14 protein-coding genes are annotated in these 17,820 nt (G+C 71.0%); 8 read left to right on the top strand and 6 right to left on the bottom strand.

Translation table 11 applies throughout. From position 1 onward, the window contains the following. Positions 1-46: 46 nt before the first annotated feature. Positions 47-1,090 (bottom strand): MraY family glycosyltransferase, encoded by a 1,044-nt coding sequence (locus tag F7R91_RS25855; protein ID WP_150951646.1) that lies wholly within the window; start codon positions 1,088-1,090, stop codon positions 47-49. A 215-nt stretch (positions 1,091-1,305) separates the two neighbouring features. Between F7R91_RS25855 and F7R91_RS25850 the strand changes: the two genes are divergently transcribed. Continuing rightward, a complete protein-coding gene (locus F7R91_RS25850) occupies positions 1,306-3,621 on the top strand; it encodes a (Fe-S)-binding protein (protein ID WP_150951645.1) in 2,316 nt (771 codons plus the stop codon). A 117-nt stretch (positions 3,622-3,738) separates the two neighbouring features. Here the strand turns inward: F7R91_RS25850 and F7R91_RS25845 are convergent, their stop codons facing one another. From F7R91_RS25845 to F7R91_RS25825, 5 genes are read right to left on the bottom strand one after another with little or no spacing between them, the layout of a single operon-like run. Beyond that, positions 3,739-5,838, bottom strand: a complete 2,100-nt coding sequence (locus F7R91_RS25845; protein ID WP_150951643.1) for an ATP-binding protein — start codon at positions 5,836-5,838, stop codon at positions 3,739-3,741. Continuing rightward, positions 5,835-7,313: a glycosyltransferase family 2 protein gene (locus F7R91_RS25840; protein WP_150951926.1), complete on the bottom strand. Its 1,479-nt coding sequence runs from the start codon at positions 7,311-7,313 to the stop codon at positions 5,835-5,837. Before F7R91_RS25840 ends, F7R91_RS25845 begins: the two co-directional genes overlap by 4 nt. 5 nt (positions 7,314-7,318) lie before the next feature. Beyond that, positions 7,319-8,398, bottom strand: coding sequence for a HEAT repeat domain-containing protein (locus F7R91_RS25835; RefSeq protein WP_191971643.1), 1,080 nt, complete (start codon positions 8,396-8,398; stop codon positions 7,319-7,321). A gap of 14 nt (positions 8,399-8,412) precedes the next feature. Continuing rightward, positions 8,413-8,787 carry a response regulator transcription factor gene (locus F7R91_RS25830; RefSeq protein ID WP_150951639.1) on the bottom strand — a complete coding sequence of 125 codons (375 nt, stop codon included), beginning with the start codon at positions 8,785-8,787 and terminating at the stop codon, positions 8,413-8,415. Next, positions 8,788-9,174, bottom strand: coding sequence for a response regulator transcription factor (locus tag F7R91_RS25825; protein WP_191971642.1), 387 nt, complete (start codon positions 9,172-9,174; stop codon positions 8,788-8,790). A gap of 294 nt (positions 9,175-9,468) precedes the next feature. On the opposite strand from F7R91_RS25825, the gene F7R91_RS25820 reads away from it, so the two are divergent. From F7R91_RS25820 to F7R91_RS25790, 7 genes are all read left to right on the top strand, one after another. After that, the gene (locus F7R91_RS25820) at positions 9,469-10,929 is read left to right on the top strand and encodes an FG-GAP-like repeat-containing protein (protein ID WP_150951635.1); all 1,461 of its coding nucleotides are present in this window, start codon (positions 9,469-9,471) and stop codon (positions 10,927-10,929) included. 259 nt (positions 10,930-11,188) lie between these two features. Further along, the gene (locus tag F7R91_RS25815) at positions 11,189-12,667 is read left to right on the top strand and encodes an FG-GAP repeat domain-containing protein (protein ID WP_150951633.1); all 1,479 of its coding nucleotides are present in this window, start codon (positions 11,189-11,191) and stop codon (positions 12,665-12,667) included. 124 nt (positions 12,668-12,791) lie between these two features. Continuing rightward, positions 12,792-14,228, top strand: coding sequence for an FG-GAP-like repeat-containing protein (locus tag F7R91_RS25810; RefSeq protein WP_150951631.1), 1,437 nt, complete (start codon positions 12,792-12,794; stop codon positions 14,226-14,228). After that, positions 14,225-15,670: an FG-GAP-like repeat-containing protein gene (locus F7R91_RS25805; RefSeq protein WP_191971641.1), complete on the top strand. Its 1,446-nt coding sequence runs from the start codon at positions 14,225-14,227 to the stop codon at positions 15,668-15,670. Before F7R91_RS25810 ends, F7R91_RS25805 begins: the two co-directional genes overlap by 4 nt. 28 nt (positions 15,671-15,698) lie before the next feature. Beyond that, complete coding sequence (locus F7R91_RS25800) at positions 15,699-15,983, top strand: hypothetical protein (protein ID WP_150951629.1); 285 nt, start codon at positions 15,699-15,701, stop codon at positions 15,981-15,983. 297 nt (positions 15,984-16,280) lie between these two features. Next, positions 16,281-17,252, top strand: coding sequence for a Yip1 family protein (locus tag F7R91_RS25795; RefSeq protein WP_150951627.1), 972 nt, complete (start codon positions 16,281-16,283; stop codon positions 17,250-17,252). Positions 17,253-17,478: 226 nt separating this feature from the next. Then, positions 17,479-17,712 carry a hypothetical protein gene (locus tag F7R91_RS25790; RefSeq protein WP_150951625.1) on the top strand — a complete coding sequence of 78 codons (234 nt, stop codon included), beginning with the start codon at positions 17,479-17,481 and terminating at the stop codon, positions 17,710-17,712. Positions 17,713-17,820 lie beyond the last annotated feature (108 nt).

Here is a 17,820-nt window from a genome sequence, read left to right as displayed (position 1 = left end):
GAGCTGAGTCCAGGGGACTCAACTCTTATCCTTTCCTTACACGCAACTACCCTCTGACCTGCACAGATGCGGTGTGAGACGCGGTAGGAGCAGGTGCCCGCAGGGGGTGAACCGGCGGTCTGCGCGGCCCGTACACCCTGACCCGCAGCAGTCCCAGTACGACGGCCAGGGCGACCCCCGCCACCCACAGCGGGCCGGTCCCGCCCGTCCAGCCGACATGGCCGAGGACCCCGACGAGTACCCCGCAGAACGCGCCGGCACCGAGCAGGACCGTCGCGCCCCGCGGGGTGAGGCCGATCCGCCGCAGCCGGTGGGCGAGATGGTCGGGACCGCCGCGCAGCAGGGGCCGTCCGGCCAGCCGCCGTGACAGCGCGACGAGGACGAGGTCGGCGCAGGCCGCCGCGGTCAGCGCGAACAGCACGCCCGCGCTGGACGCCACCTCGTGTCCGGCGCGGGTGAGCACGGCGGCCGAGGCGAGCACGAAGCCCACGAACAGGGACCCGCAGGCCCCGAGGGCGATCCGCGCGGGATGCCAGTTGTGCATGAGGAACCCGGTCAGCGCGGCGGCCAGCACACTCAGCATGGCCGCGAGCCCGTCCATCACCTCGGCCGCCGCGCAGGCCCCGACCCCGAAGGCGGTCACGACTCCGACCGCGCCCGCCAGCCCGTCGGCGTGGTCGAGCGACTTGAAGCCGACGGCCACGAGGACGATCCAGGCCACCGCGAGCAGCCCGGCGGGCACCCCGGTCTCGTCGTACGGCACCACACAGGCCGCCGCGACGGCCGTACCGCCGAGCAGGAACCGGGCCTTCACCCGCCGCAGGTCCGCGACCAGCCCGAGCGCGGCGACGGCGGCCCCGGCGGCGAGCAGCGGGCCCATCCCGTCACCGAGCGGCGCGACCCCCAACCAGCTGCCGGCCGCCACCACCAGACAGGTGGCGAGGACGACGGCCGCTCCCCCGAGCAGCGGAACGGGCCGCTGCCGTCGTCGGTCGACCACACCGAGGCGCAGGGCGGGGGCCCTGAGCAGCGCGGTGAGCAGGGCGGCGAAGAGGAGGGCGGTGGTGGCGGCGGCGATCCCGTAGAGCACGGGACCACGCTAAACCGAATGTGATGATATGTGGTGAATTGCACATGAGTCCGCGCGCCGTCGCGATGAGATCACTGAGGGCCGCCTCAGTAGCACAGATCACCGCACGTCTGACTACAGTGCGGCGCAGGATGCGGGTAGTCTCAGAGGACTACATAAGTTACCGCTTAGTAATTTCGCTCGAAGAAAGCCTCGCAGGCCCGAGGAGCCCCCAAATGCAACTCGCCGCGATCATCGTGTCGCTGGTTCTGACCGTGGTCGGCGTTGCGCTGCTCGCACGCGCCATCGGCCAGTTCGTCCGGTACTTCAAGCTCGGCCAGCCGGTGCCCGCAGGCACCCGGACCGACAACCCCTACCAGCGCAGCGTGACGCTGGTGAGGGAGTTCCTCGGCCACACCCGGATGAACCGGTGGGGCATCGTCGGGTTCGCCCACTGGTTCGTGGCGATCGGCTTCCTGACGCTGCCGCCGACGATCATCACCGCTTACGGCCAGCTGTTCGAGGCCGACTGGACGCTGCCGGTCATCGGCGGGTTCCTGCCGTACGAGCTGTACATCGAGTTCATCGCGGCGATGACCACCGTCGGGATCGTCACGCTGATGGCGATCCGCCTGCTGAACCTGCCGTCGCGGCCCGGCCGCAAGTCACGGTTCGCGGGCTCCAAGATGGGCCAGGCGTACTTCGTCGAGTACGTCATCCTCACCATCGGTCTGGCGATCTACGTGCTGCGCGGTCTCGAGGGCACGCTGCACCACGTGGACCACTACGAGGCCGCGTACTTCGCCTCGTACCCGATGATCCTGGCGTTCAAGGGCCTGAGCCTCACCGCGCTCCAGAACCTCGTCTACTTCACCGCGATGATCAAGCTGGGCACCACCATGGTCTGGATGATCACGGTGAGCCTGAACACCAACATGGGTGTGGCCTGGCACCGCTTCCTCGCCTTCCCCAACATCTGGTTCAAGCGCAACGCGACCGGTGAGACGGCCCTGGGCGGCCTCCAACCGATGACGTCGGGCGGCAAGCCGATCGACTTCACCGACCCGGGCGACGACGACGTCTTCGGCGTCTCCCAGGTCGAGCAGTTCTCGTGGAAGGGCCTGCTCGACTTCTCCACCTGCACCGAGTGCGGCCGCTGCCAGTCGCAGTGCCCCGCCTGGAACACCGGCAAGCCGCTCTCCCCGAAGCTGCTGATCATGTCGCTGCGCGACCACGCGCACGCCAAGGCGCCCTACCTGCTCGCCGGCGGCGGCAAGACGATGGAGGGCGACGAGAAGGCCTCCGAGGAGCAGCTGGCTTCGGTGCCCGCTGCGGCCCTGGCCGAGGCCGAGCGCCCGCTGATCGGCACCGCCGAGCCGGTATCTGACAGTGGCTTCGCCACGGGCGGCGTCATCGACCCGGACGTCCTGTGGTCCTGCACCACCTGCGGCGCCTGTGTCGAGCAGTGCCCGGTGGACATCGAGCACATCGACCACATCGTCGACATGCGCCGCTACCAGGTGATGATCGAGTCCGCGTTCCCGTCCGAGGCGGGCACGATGCTCAAGAACCTGGAGAAGAAGGGCAACCCCTGGGGCCTGGCCAAGAAGCAGCGCCTGGAGTGGCTGAAGGAAGTCGACTTCGAGGTGCCGGTCGTCGGCAAGGACATCGAGGACCTCTCCGAGGTCGAGTACCTGTACTGGGTCGGCTGCGCCGGCTCCCTGGAGGACCGCGCCAAGAAGACCACCAAGGCCTTCGCCGAGCTGCTGCACATCGCGGGCGTCAAGTTCGCGATCATGGGCGGCGACGAGAAGTGCACCGGTGACTCCGCCCGCCGCCTCGGCAACGAGCCCCTGTTCCAGGAGCTCGGCATGGAGAACGTGGCCGCGCTGAACATGGCGTTCGGCGAGGAGATGGACGACGAGGGCAACATCACGGCGGAGTCGAGGAAGCCGAAGTCCGCGAAGAAGATCGTCGCGACCTGCCCGCACTGCCTCAACACGCTCGGCAACGAGTACCCGCAGCTCGGCGGCGACTACGAGGTCATCCACCACACCCAGCTGCTCCAGCACCTGGTGGACGAGGGCAAGCTGATCCCGGTCACCCCGGTCGAGGGCATCATCACCTACCACGACCCCTGCTACCTGGGCCGCCACAACAAGATCTACACGCCTCCGCGGGAGATCATCGCCAGCGTCCCGGGCATCCGCAACGAGGAGATGCACCGCCACAAGGAGCGCGGCTTCTGCTGCGGCGCCGGCGGTGCGCGGATGTGGATGGAGGAGCGGATCGGCAAGCGCATCAACAACGAGCGCGTCGACGAAGCCCTCTCCCTCAACCCGGACATCGTCTCCACCGCCTGCCCGTTCTGCCTCGTCATGCTGACCGACTCGGTCAACGGCAAGAAGAACGAGGGCAAGGCCAAGGAGTCGATCCAGGTCGTGGACGTCGCCCAGCTGCTGCTGGAGTCGGTCAAGACCCCGGTCGACGACGAGCCCCCGGCGGGCGCGTCGGAGGCGGAGAGCGAGCCGGAGCCCGAGCCGGTGAAGTAACGCGCCTGCGCGCACCCGAAGGGCAAGAACGCCGCCTCCCCGCATGATGCGGGGAGGCGGCGTTCTTGCCCTTCGGGTGGTCCTCACGGTCTGAACCGGCATGCGCGGCCGCGCCGTTCAGTCGTCCCCGGCCGGTCGGTCCGCGTCGGCGAGCGGCAGCCTCGCGGTGATCGTGGTGCCCCGGCCCTCCTCGGAGTGCACCTGCGTCTCACCGCCGTGGTTCGCCACGATCGTGCGCACGATCGTCAGCCCCAGACCGGTGCCCGGGATGGCCGCGTCGGTGGCGTTGGAGGCACGGAAGAACCGTGTGAACAGCTTCTCCTGTTCCTTCGCCGGGATCCCGATGCCCGTGTCGCTGACGCTCAGCAGCACCTCGCCGTCGTGCCGGTGGGCCCGGACGCTCACCTTCCCGCCCTCCGGGGTGAACTTGACCGCGTTGGACAGCAGGTTCATCAGCACCCGGTCGAGCTGTTCGCCGTCCGCCTCCATGATCAGCGGCCGGTCCGGGCACTCCGTCACCAGGGAGACGGACGCGGCCTTGGCGGCCGGCCTGATCGCATCGGTCGCCGACGACACCAGCTGACGCAGGTCGACCGGAGCCTTGCGGGAGGTGAACGCCCCCGACTCGATCCGGGAGAGGGTGAGCAGGTCCTCGATCAGCGCCCGCAGCCGGTTCGCGTTGCGGTCCACGATGTCCAGCATGTGCACCTGGGGCGGGGTCAGTGACCCGGTGTCCTCGTCCTTCAGCAGCTCGATATAGCCCACGATGCTGGTCAGCGGGGTGCGCAGCTCATGGGAGACGGTGGACAGGAAGTCGCTCTTGGCCTTGTCCAGGGCGCGCAGCTTGTCCACCAGATCCGTCTCCTGCTTGAAGAGCCGGGCGCTGTGCAGGGCCCGTCCGACGCCGCTGGTCATGGACTCCGCGGTCTCGATCTCCACCGGGCGCCAGGGGCGGTCGGCGCTGGTACGGGCCAGGCACACGGTGCCGATCGGTTCCTCTCCCACCCCCATGGGGGCGATCAGCGCGGAGACCAGGCCCAGCGCCGACGCGGCGACGCGGTTCTCCGCCGGAATGCCCGTCTCGCCCCAGGTACCCGGGCCACCCGGCACGGGTGTGGTCTCGGACAGGTACCGGGGCAGGTCGGCGATCTCCCAGGTCGTCCCCCGCCGATAGTGGTCGCGGACCATCTCGGCGGGGGCCCCGGGCAGCGACTGCTGCTCCGCGGCGCTGAGCAGGCCCTCCTTGGCACCCCAGGCCCGGGCCACGGGGAATACGGAGCGGTCTTCACCGGCGAGCGTGATGAAGACGTAGTCGGCGTCCAGGCCCGCCCCGATCCCCACGACCGCGTGGTCGAGCACCTGGTCGACGTCGAGGTTCTCCCGGATCCGGATGCCGGTGTTCCGGGCGATCCCCGACAGCCGGGCGCGCTCCTCCTCGATCGCCCGCAGCCGGTCACGCTCGTCGGCGAGCGCGTTCACCGAGATCGCCACCGCCTTGATCTCCGCCGGTCCCTCCGGCGTGGCGCGCGCGGTGCGGTCACCCGCGGCGAGCCGGTCGAGCGTCGCCTCGACGTTGCGGAGCGGACGCTTCAGGGCACGCGTGGTGCGCACCGAGGTGAAGACGGCCGCGGCCAGGCCCACGACCAGCAGGGCGCCGAGCCCGCCCACGCCGTACCGGATCACCGTGTCGGCGTGGTCCTGCATCCGCTCCTCCGCGGCGGCCAGCTGGACACCCAGCTGGTCGTTGGTCCGCTCGAACGCCCGGAACCGACGCGTGGCCTCGCGGGTGAGGACGGCCGCCCGCTCGCTTCTCGGGACCGCGCGCGTCTGCCGCTCCACGAAGCGGAAGTACGCCGTGAGCTCCCGTTGCTGCGCCGTGAGAAGGCCCTCGTCCGCGACGCCGTACCCACGAAGATCGTCGATGATCGACGGGACGCGGTCCCTGGCCTGGCGGAAGGCGGCGAGCTCCCTCGGGTCGCCGGTGATCAGATAGCCGCGCACCGCACGCTGCGCGCCGACGGCCGTGGAGCGCAGGAGCAGCCCGTCGTCCCCGGCGGGGTCCACATGGTCGATGATCTCGTCGTACTCGTTGTCCAGTCGCTCCGCACCGATCAGCGCGCCGGCACCGCACAGCGCGATCAGGAAGATCAACAGGCCGAACGCGAACCCGAGCCGACGACCGACCGTCCCGCCGCCCCGGCCGAGGATTCCGCTCACGCACGATCACCTCCGCCTTCCTTGACCGGGTCGTCCGTGCCGAATCCGGTACGGGCCATCGCGCCCCACTCCTGGGGCGTGCGGCGCAGCCCGTCCCACATGCCGCGCAGCCGCCACCAGGCGGTCAGCTGCCGGTAGCCGATGTTCTCCGCGACCACCCCGACGAGGGCGCCCCACACGTCCCGCCAGCGCGTGAACCGGTGGAAGGCGTACTCCTCCACCGCCACCGACAGCAGACTCACCACCAGGGCGTAGGCATAGGCGGCGAGCATGAAGCGCCACAGAAAGTCCACGTTCACCGCGCCGATGAGCACGCCCAGGGGCATCAGAACCAGGCCCGCGAGCTCCACCAGCGGGGCCAGCAGTTCGAAGACGACGTAGAAGGGCAGTGCCACAAGTCCGATGCGGCCGTAACGCGGGTTGGCGATCATACGGCGGTGCTTGAGCAGGATCTCCGTCAGTCCGCGGTGCCAGCGCCGTCGCTGGCGGGCCAGGACCTTCAGCTGCGAGGGCGCCTCGCTCCAGGAGATCGGCTCGGTGACGAACGCGATGCGGTAGGTACGGCCCTGGTCGCGCAGATGGGCGTGGAGCCGGATGACCAGTTCGGCGTCCTCTCCGATGCAGTCCGGGTCCATGCCGCCGACCGCCACGAGGGCGTCCCGGCGGAACAGGCCGAAGGCCCCGGCGATGATCAGCAGGCCGCCGACCTTGGACCAGCCGGTGCGGCCGAGGAAGAACGCGCGCAGGTACTCGACGACCTGGATCCGTCCGAGCGTGTCCCTCGGCACGTGCGGCTCGACGACCCGGCCGGCCACGACGGTGCAACCGTTGGCGAGGCCGACCACACCGCCGGTGGCGACCACCCGCAGCGGGTCGTCGGCGAAGGGCTTGGCCACCGCGAGCAGGGCCTGGGAGTCGAGGATCGAGTCGGCATCCACCATGCACACCAGGGGATAGCGCGCCAGGTTGATCCCGACGTTGAGCGCGTCGGCCTTGCCGCCGTTGACCTTGCGGGCCACCACCAGGGGCACCGGACCGCCCCGGGGCATGTGGACCGAGGTGACCGCGCCACGTACCGGAACGTCGTCGGGGATCACGTACTCCACCTCGGCGAGGTCGAAGGCCTCGCCGAGGGCCTCCACGGTGCCGTCGGTGGAGCCGTCGTCGACGACGATGATCTCGAACATCGGATAGCGCAGCAGCAGCATCGCCCGCACCGCCTCGGCGATCCCGGCCGCCTCGTTGTGCGCGGGCATGATCACCGACACCGGCGGGGTGAAGGGACTGGTGGCGGCGTCGTCGTAGCCCGCGAAGGGTGCCCGGCGTCTCCGTCTGACGAACTCTCCGAGCGCGATGAAGATCAGGATCAGATGGCCGGTGTTGATGAAGAGGAAGTAGCTGATGATCACGGTGTCGCAGACCGAGATCAGCGTGTGCGCCGCGCCCAGCAGCGAGTCCCACGGTCCGTCGGCCATCGTGCTCACAGCGCCACCTCCACGCGGACGTCGTGGCGGCCCTGGACCGCGGCCTCGGAAAGGGCCGCCCCGGCCTGGGCGGCCGCCGAACCGCCGCGGACGCCGGCCGCCGCCTCGTGCAGCGCGGCGTGCCCCGCCGGGCCGAGCCGCAGCAGCGAGCGGGCCGCGGCCCCGGCCACATGCCGGTCGGGATCGCCGAGCAGTTCCGCCAGCCGGTCCGTCGCGGAGACGGCTCCCAGATTGCCCAGCGCTCCGGTGCCCACGATGCGCAGGGCGAGCGGCTGACCTGGTGCGACGGCGTCCAGCAGCGGTTGCAGGCCTTCGGGCATGCCCAGTCGGCCCAGCGCGCGGGCCGCTTTGATCCGTACCTCGTTGGAGGGGTCCTCGCGCAGTGCGCGGGCGATCTCGGACGTACGGGAGACCACCCCGGTCACGCCGAGCACCTCGATGGCCACGGCCCTGGCGAGGGGCTCGGGATGTTCCAGCCCGGCCGCGACACTGCGCTGGACCTCGGGCCCCATCGAGACCAGCGCCATGGTGACCGAAGGGGGCGGCACCGTCCGCGATCCGTGCAGGGACTCCAGCAGGTGCGCCACGGACTCCGCACCCCCGCTGCGGCCCAGCGCCCGGGTGGCGACCAGCCGGACCTCGGGGTCGCGGTCGGTCAGCAGACGGCACAGCGCCGGCTCCGCGGCGCGGTGCGAGAGCTGGCCGAGCACCTGTGCGGCACGCCCCCGCCGGGCCGCGCTGTGACTCCTCAGGTCGGCGACGGCGCCCTCGGGGGCCCCGCGCAGCTCGTACAGGCGGATCAATGCCGTGCGGGCGGCACCGGAGACCTTTTCCAGCAGCGCCGTCAGGGACGGTTCCAGGGCGGTCCAGGTCCGCTTGTCGACCGCCGCGAGCCGGTTCAGCAGCTCGCTCTGCTCGTCCTCCTCCGCGCACAGCAGCTCCAGCAGCAGGCCGCGCACCGGTTCCGCGCGCCGTTCGCGTCTGCGCTGCTGGACCCTGCGGACGAAACGGTTGGAGACGATCAGCAGGCTCAGCGCCAGGACGAGGGCCGGCAGGCACAGCAGCGCGCCTCGCACAAACCCTGGCGGTATCACCGCTCCGCCCGGCTGAGCACCGCGGTGACCCGGCTGGACAGCTCCCGTGGGCTGAACGGCTTGATGATGTAGTCGTCGGCGCCCGCCGCGAAGCCCACCTCGACGTCCCCTTCCTGGGACCGGGCGGTGATCATGATGACGGGCAGGGTGGCGGTCTCGGCTGCCGCGCGCAGCTCCCGGCAGACGTCCAGTCCGGACATCCCCGGCATCCGGATGTCGAGCAGCGCCAGGTCCACCGGCTGCTCGCGCGCGGCCTTCAGCGCCGCCATGCCGTCCTCCACGGCGGTGACCTCATGACCGCTCTGGGTCAGTTTGAAGGCCACCAGATCCCGGATGTCCGCGTCGTCGTCGGCCACTAGGACACGCGCCATTTACTCCTCCTCCGGCACGGAACTCCCGGACACGGAGCTCCGGTAGGAGCTCACGAGCCGCGCCACCGACGACTGCCGGAACGGTTTGGCCAGCAGATCGTCCGCCAGGTCCCTCACCTCGTCCTTGTCCAGGACCGTGGACACGACCACGTGGCAGCCGGTCGTGCGCTCGTCCGCCCGCATACGGCGGATGACCTCCCGGCCGTCGATGCCGGGCAGCATCATGTCGACGACCGCGATGTCCGGCGGGTCCGCGAAGGCGAGATCGAGTCCCTCCTCGCCGGTGTGCGCGGCGGCCACGGGGCAGCCCAGCTCACGGAAGTGCCGCGCCAGCAGGGCGCTCACGTCCGGGTCGTCCTCGATGACGAGTACGCGAGGTGGTGACATGACCGTCCTGTCCATGGGGTCGGACCGATAGTCACCAAAATAGGATCACAGGCCCACTTTCACCACATATGCACCATCAGCCCCAGAGGGGACGGCAGAACCGTTCGCCCCGGCCCGGACGGCAGGCGCGACACGGCGGTGACGGCGGGCGCGACACCACGGCGACAGCGGGCGCGGCAGCGCGGCGGCCCTCAAGGTTCATCGAACTCCCGTGCAACCCTGCCCACTTGCCGAAGGTCACATGATCGCGACAACTCGCGGACCGACACCGCCCACCGATCTGGAGACACGGAAGTGAAGCACCCCCTCCGCACCGCCCCGGCCCTCGCCGCGCTGGTCGTCGCGGGCCTGACGCCGCTGGCCCTGCCGGCCGGCCCCGCCTCGGCCGCACCCTCCGGCCTCCAGGGCGACTTCAACGGCGACGGCTACCGCGATGTGGCGATCGGCGCCCCGGCCGCCACGGTCGGCGGCAAGGCATGGGCCGGACAGGTGGCGGTCGTGTACGGCGGCGCCACCGGCCTCGACCCCGCCCGGCACAAGGTCATCAGCCAGAACACCGCCGGCATCCCGGGAGAGGCCGAGAAGGACGACCGGTTCGGCGACCAGGTCGCCGTCGCCGACCTCAACCGGGACGGCTACAGCGACCTCGTCGTCGGCGCACAGCACGAGAAGGCCGGATCCGCCGAGGACGCCGGCACGGTGGTCGTCGTCTGGGGCTCGGCCGCCGGCCTGTCCGGCGGTACGACGGTGAAGAACCCCCAGCCGCTGTACGGGAGTTACTTCGGCCTGAGCATCGCCGCGGCGGACTTCACCGGCGACGGCAAGCCGGACCTGGCGATCTCCGCGCAGAGCAGCGCCGCCGATCCCGCCTACCGGATCCGGCTGGTCCGCGGTCCCTTCACCAGGTCCGGCGCCACGGGGAGCGTCTCCTCCTACTCCCCCGGCATCGACAGGCCGGTCCTGACAGCGGGCCGGGTCAGCGGCGACACCAAGGCCGACCTGGTGGTGACCGGCCAGAAGCCCAACGGCGACCACCTGGCCACGGCCGTCTACTACAAGGGCACGGCGAGCGGCCTGAGCAGGGCGGCGACCCTGCGCCCCGCCGCGACCGCGGCCATCGGGGACCTCGACAAGGACGGCTACGGCGACATCGCCCTCGGCGTCCCCCAGGACCCGGACAGCGAGCCGTCCGCCGCCAAGGGCGGCAGGATCCACGTCATCCACGGCACCGGGTCGGGCCCGAGCGCCACCCGCCGTGTCTCGTACACCCAGAACACCGCGGGCGTCCCGGACTCCTCCGAGTACGGCGACGGGTTCGGCGGAGCGCTGGCGATCGGCGACTTCGACAAGAACGGCTACGGGGACCTCGCGGTCGGCGCCTCCGGCGAGTCCTTCGGCGACGACGCCGACTACATCTCCTCCGCGGGCGCGGTCACCCTCCTGCGCGGCTCGGCGTCGGGCCTCACGACGACCGGGGCGGTGTTCCTGACCCAGGACAGCCCCGGTGTCCCGGGCACCAACGAGTCCGTCGACAACTTCGGGGCCACGCTGCTCGCGTCCGACGTCAACCGCGACGGCCGCGCGGACCTCACGGCGATCGCCGCCCAGGAGAACGACCCCGCGGGCGCCGCATGGTTCCTGCCGGGCGCGGCGCCGACGCTGTACTCGACGACGGCGTCCATCACCTTCGGCCCGACGAAGCTCGGACTGTCGACCGCCCAGGGCGGCGCGTTCGGCACGGACCTGGCGGGCTGACCGGACTCACCGGCCTCACCGGTCTCACCGATCTCTCTGGCCTCACGCGGCCTCATTCACTGGCTTCTTCGGCCCCTCTGGTCTCACCGGTCCCAAAAAATAACCGAACTCACGTACAACCCTTACTCCTCGGCAAAGGTCTCATGATCGCGAGCGCCCCCGTGGACGCCGGGACGACTCCAGGCCTCCACGGGCGGCCCGCATCCCATCGACTGCGGATGCCCCGCCAGGCATCCCCGCATGCCGCAGGAGAACCCGCATGCACGCGCATTTGCGACTCGCCCTCGCGTCGGCCGCCGCCGCCGCGCTGACGGGCGGTCTCCTCACCTTCTCCGCCGCCACGGCGACGGCCGCCGACTCCACGTCGGTCCCGCAGGCCGACTTCAACGGCGACGGCAAGGGCGATGTCGCCTTCTCCGCCGCCGGTGCCTATGTGAACGGCAAGAAGACCGCCGGACAGATCGTCGCCCTCTACGGCACCGCCGCCGGCGTGTCGGACGACACCCCCAGCTCCGCCATCAGCCAGAACTCCGCCGGCGTCCCCGGCACCTCGGAGACCGGCGACGCCTTCGGCTCGGACTCCGCCTACGCCGACTTCAACGGCGACGGCTACGACGACCTCGCGGTCAGCGCCCCGCGCGAGGACTCCGGCAGCGACACCGACGCCGGCCTCGTCACCATCCTGTGGGGTTCGGCATCCGGCCTCCACGGCGGCTCGACCGTCACCGACCCGGCCCCGTCCGCGCACGACCTCTGGGGCAAGAACCTGGCCGCCGGCGACTTCGACGGCGACGGCAAGGCCGACCTCGCCGTCGGCAGCAACGCGGCGACCATCTACGTCCTCAAGGGCGGCTTCAGCTCCTCGGGCACACCGGGCGGCAAGTACACGATCAAGCCCCCGATCCAGGGCACCGACGCGGGCGGCCCGCTGAACCTGACCGCCGGCAACATCAACGGCGGCCAGGAGACCGACCTCGTGGTCGACGGCTACGAGACCGACAGCGTCTACGGCTGGAACCGCAACTACTACATCCCCGGTACCGCGAGCGGCCTGAACATCTCCTCCGCCCAGACCCTCAAGCCCGGCGTGATCACCGCGATCGGCGACATCGACGCCGACGGCTACGGCGACATCGTCAGCGGTGCCTCCTGGAACACCACCACCGAGGACGGCACCCCGATCCCCGACTCGGGCAAGGGCGGCAAGGTCTGGGTCACCCGCGGGTCCGACGGCGGCCCGCTCACCGGCGCCGCCACCGGCATCACCCAGGACACCGCGGGCGTCCCCGGCACCGCCGAGACCAACGACTGGTTCGGCTACGAGCTCGACCTCGGCGACGTCAACGACGACGGGTTCCTCGACCTCGCGATCGGCGTCGCCGGCGAGAACATCGGCCCCGACACCGACACCGGCACGATCACCGTCCTCTACGGCTCGGCGAGCGGCCTCGACACCACGGCCGCCCCCCAGTCCTTCTCCCAGGACACCGCGGGCGTGCCCGGCACCGCCGAGGACAACGACATGTTCGGCCTCGACGTCAAGCTCGACGACGTCACCGGCGACGGCAGGGCCGACCTCGTCGTGGGCTCCGCCGAGAACGCGGGCGACGGCATGGTCACCTATCTGCCCTCCAACGGCACGAAGATCACCACGACCGGCTCGCACTCGGTCGCCCCGCAGCGGACGGGCGTCTCGACGACGGGCACGCCGTACTTCGGCGCGAACTTCGCCGACTGAGCCGTCGTAAAGCGGCCGTCGACGCGCCGTACAAGCGGCCGCCGAGCCGCCGTAGGACCTCGCTCGACCGACAGGCCGGGCCCGCACCGACGGGCCCGGCCGCACCCCTTCACGGAGCACCGACTTGCGCAAGCGCACCCTTCTGCTGGCCGCAACCCTCACCACCGGCCTGCTCACGGTCCTGCCCGCCACCACGGCCACCGCCGCCCCCTCGGGGCTGTCCGGCGATTTCAACGGCGACGGCTACCGGGACGTGGCGATCGGCGCGTCGGGCACGACCGTCGGCACCGCCATGAACGCCGGTGCCGTCGTCGTGCTGTACGGCTCGTCCTCCGGCGTCTCCGCCGCCCGGAGGACGGTGATCACCCAGAACTCCACCGGAGTCCCGGGTACGGCCGAGGAGTTCGACTCCTTCGGCGGCAGCCTCGCCGCCGGCGACCTGGACGGCGACGGCTACTCGGACCTGGTCGTGGGCGCGCCGGGCGAGAGCATCGGCGACCGCGACGGCGTCGGTGCCGCCACGATCATCTGGGGCGGCAAGTCCGGCCTGTCCGGCGGCGCGACCCTGCCCGCACCGTCCGGCCGGCTCGCCGAGTGGGGCGGCTTCTCCTCCGCCATGGCGACCGGCGACTTCAACGGCGACGGCAAGACGGACCTCACCGTCACCGGCCAGACCTACACCGGCCTGTACCGGGGCCCGTTCGCCCGCACCGGTGCCCCGCTGAACCAGACCGACGTCTACGAGGTCGGCACGACGTACGAGGTGTTCGCGGGCGACCTCAACGGCGACAAGCGGGCCGAGCGCGTGTACCCGTACACCCTCGAGAGCGACCACGGCGGCGTCATCGGCTACCTCAGTTACGACCCCGGGAACGAGGACCACCCCGAGTCGGACTACATCGAGACCAAGCTGCCGGGGGCCGACGGCCACCAGGGTGTGGTCGGCGACATCAACGGCGACGGCTACGGCGACCTCGTCCTCGGCGACCACGAGGACCCCCGCTCCGACAAGCCCGTCGGCCACAAGGGCGGCCAGATCAGCGTCTGGTACGGCGGCCCGGACGGCCCCGACCCGGAGCAGACCCCGACCGTCATCCACCAGGACACCGCGGGCGTGCCCGGCGCGGGCGAGGCCGAAGACCGGTTCGGCGTGGCGCTCGCCACCGGGGACATCAACGGCGACGGCTTTGCCGATGTCGCGGTCGGCGCCTACGGCGAGGACAACGGCTCGGCCAGGGACTCGGGTGCGGTGACGATCCTGTTCGGCTCGGCCACCGGGCTGAAAACCTCGGGCGCCAAGCTGTACACGCAGAACACCACGGGCGTGCCGGGCAGCAGCGAGAACGACGACGCCTTCGGCGCGTCGGTCCGTCTCGTCGACATCAACAAGAACGGCCGCGCCGACCTGGTCACGGGCTCCGGCTACGAGAACGGCTCCGGCGCCGTCACGATCCTGCGCGGCACCTCCTCCGGACTGACGACCACGAACGCCGTGTCCGTGATGGCCAAGGACGTCGGTCTCAAGTCCGGTGCCTACCTCGGCTGGGAGATCGCCCAGTGACGTACCGTCGACTGGCCGTCCTGCTCGCGGCCTCCCTCGCCCCGCTCACACTGTCCGGCCCCGCCGCCCATGCCGTCACGGCAGCCGCCCCGTACGACTTCAACGGGGACGGCCGGGCCGACGTGGCGATCGGCGCCCCGGCCGCCACCGTCGCCGGAAAGTCCCAGGCCGGCGCGGTCTCCGTGGTCTACGGCAGCGCGAGCGGCCTCAGGAGCTCCACCCACACCCTGATCACCCAGAACACGGCGGGCATCCCCGGCAGCGCGGAGACCGGCGACGCCTTCGGCACGTCCGTCGCCTCCGCCGACCTGAACACCGACGGCTACGCCGACCTGCTGATCGGCGCGCCCGGCGAGGACGGCAACGACACCAACGACGGCACCGTGGTGATCGTCTGGGGCTCGAAGTCCGGCCTCTCCGGCGCCCGTACGCTGCCGAACTGGTTCTACCGCGACCAGGACCGCTTCGGTCAGTCACTGGCCGCGGGCGACCTCGACGACGACGGCGACACCGACGTCGCCGTCGGCACCACCGGTCCCAACAACCTCACCTTCGTCCAAGGGCCCATCACCAAGTCCGGTGCCCTCAACAGCGGTTCGGGAGCGTCCTTCGAATGGGGCGCGTCCCACTCCTGGTCCGACGCGTACGGCATCACCCACCTCTCCGCCGGCGACGTCACCGGCCAGGGCTTCGACAGCCTGGTCGTGCACGGCCGGGTGGCCGGAACCGACGACACGATCACCGCCCTGGCGGACGGCCGTATCAGCAACTACACCGACTGGCTCCAGCGCCTGCCCGACGGTCATGTCTCCGCCATCGGCGACATCGACGGCGACGGCCACGCGGACATCGCGGTCGGCAACCCCCGGGAGACCTCCGCCGATCCGTCCGGAGCCAAGGGCGGCAAGGTCACCGTCGTCTACGGCGGCCCGGACGGCGTCGACATCACCCGCGCCCGCCTGGTCCTCACGCAGGACACCGCGGGCGTCCCCGGCGCGGCGGAGACGGGCGACGGCTTCGGCGGCGGCCTCTCACTCGGCGACATCAACGGCGACGGCCACGCCGACCTGGCGATCGGCTCCTCCGGCGAGACCTCCGGCAGCGCCACGGCCGCCGGCGCGGTCACCGTCCTGTACGGCTCGGCCTCCGGCCTGAACACCCAGGGCGCCAGGACCTACACGCAGAACACCACGGGCGTGCCCGGCACCGCCGAGAAGAACGACCACTTCGGCGCCCGGGTCGTCCTCGCCGACCAGAGCGGCGACCACCGCGCGGACCTCACCGTCGGCGGTCCCGGCGAGAACGCCGGTGACGGCGCCGTCTGGTCCCTGCGCGGCACCGCGACCGGTGTGACGACCACGGGCTCGACGACGTTCGGCCCGCCGACGACGGGCGTCGCCACGACGGGCAGCCCCAAGTACGGCGCGACACTGGGCGGTTGACCATGACCGCCGCCGCCCTTCCCCGACCTTGACGGGCGCGAAGGCTTTCTCCCAGAACACGACCGGCGTCCCCGGGTACCGCCGAGTCGCTCGACTTCTTCGGCTCGGCGCCGTCCAGCTCACGGACGCGGACGGCAACGGCCGCGCCGAGCTGGTCGCCTCCGCCGTGAACGAGAACACCGGCGACGGCGCCATGTGGCTCTTCGAGTCCACGACGTCCGGCATTACGACCCGCGGCTCGAAGAGCTTCACCGGCACGGCGCTGGGCGGCCCCGCGGGCGACGCGCTGTTCGGCGACGTACTCGCGGGCTGACCGCCGAAGGACCGACCGGCTCATGGGCATGGCAACGGCCCTCGCCGCACTCCTGGCGGCGGGCCTCAGCCCGCTCCCCCTCACCGCCCCGCCTCAGGGCTGCGTCCATGTCCTGCGCGGCGGCTCCGGCGGCCTGACCGGCGCCCGCTCCTCCTGGAGCCCGCAGACGGTCACCGGGATCGGAACGGGCTTCCTCAACCGAGCGGGCGTACGGTCCGTACTCCCCGTACGCCTCGTACGCCCCGTAGGGCAATACCCCGATGGCCCACGGACAGTTGACCACCGTCCCCCTAGGGGATGTCACAGCTCGGACCCAATGCCGGGCCCGGATGCCCGGGCCCGGCACACCACTCTCCGGGACCAGGTACGTTCGAGAGCGTGGCTGGATTCAGGATCGGACGCGGCGGCCGGAACAACGGCGCTCCGCAAGCGCGCCCCCAACAACCTCCGTACGGACAGCAGACGCCCCGGAGACCGTCGCACGGCTACCCGTCGGCGCCGCAGCCGTACCCGCCGCAAGGCGGTGGCCAGTGGCCCCAGGGCGGCGGCCACGGCGGCTACGGCGACGAGCCGGAGTACTTCGGCGACGGCGGCCACCAGCAGCACGGCGGCCCGGACCCGTACGCCGCCAACAACCCGGGCCACACCCAGGCGTTCTCGGTCGGCGAGGACCCGTACCACCAGGGCGGGACCTACCGCGCGGGCTCGGCCCCGGCGGGCCCGGTCGGCCCCCGCCTGCACTGGAAGGACCTGCTGAGGGGCATCATCCTGTCCCCCGCCCGGACCTTCCTCCAGATGCGTGACTACACGATGTGGGGCCCCGCCCTCACCGTCACCTTCCTCTACGGCCTGCTCGCCGTCTTCGGCTTCGACACCGCCCGCAAGGACGCGATCAACGCCACCCTGTCGAACGCGGTCCCGATCGTCCTGACGACGGCCGTGGCGATGGTGCTGAGCGCCTTCGTCCTGGGCGTGGTCACCCACACCCTGGCCCGCCAGCTCGGCGGCGACGGCGCGTGGCAGCCCACGGTCGGCCTCTCCATGCTGATCATGTCCCTCACGGACGCCCCCCGCCTCGTCTTCGCGATGTTCTTCGGCGGCGAGGCAACCTTCGTCCAGGCCCTCGGCTGGGCCACCTGGGTCGCGGCGGGCGCCCTGCTGACCCTCATGGTCAGCCGCTCCCACGACCTGCCGTGGCAGAAGGCGCTGGGCGCGTCGGCGATCCAGCTGATCGCCCTGCTGTCGATCGTGAAGCTGGGCACGTTCTGAGGAACCTGCACCCGGAAAAGGGGCTCCCGGCTGCCACAGCCGGGAGCCCCTTTCTGCTGGTCACGGGTCAGCTGGTCATGGCGCTTCAGGCATCGAGAACCTGACCGGCCCGGCTGATCGCGGGGGGTTCGACGCTCCAGGGATCGTTGACCTTATGAGGGACGTCGCTCATGGTTAATCCTCGCAGGTCAGAGAGGACGGGTTCGCGCGCTGATAGAAGACTGGCATGACCTACAGGTTCGTTGCCCGTGCCGCCGGAGCGCAGATAGACCTTGAAGACGACTGCTTCATCGAGGCAGGCATCGCCGAGGAAGAAGACGGCGACGGCTTCATCATGCTGTTTCAGTGCAGGGCCGGTGAGCCGGACGAGCAGGATGTCTCGCTGGGACTGGACACACCCTGTGTCGGGCAGTCCACAGCTGCCCGACGCGACGGAGGCTTAGAACTCCTAACAAAGTGAGAGGTTCTTCAGTCGTCGCCAGCAGATGATTGCGCAGGCCAGGCTGAGGAAGGCTTCGTGGATGTCGTCGCGGATCTCCCAGCGGGTGCGTAACCGGCGGAACCAGTG

Origin of the sequence: Streptomyces luteolifulvus, assembly GCF_008806595.1 — a bacterium.
GTDB classification, from domain to species: domain Bacteria; phylum Actinomycetota; class Actinomycetes; order Streptomycetales; family Streptomycetaceae; genus Streptomyces; species Streptomyces luteolifulvus.
Note: the sequence above shows the minus strand (reverse complement) of the source record. Positions and strands in the feature narration are given on the sequence as shown.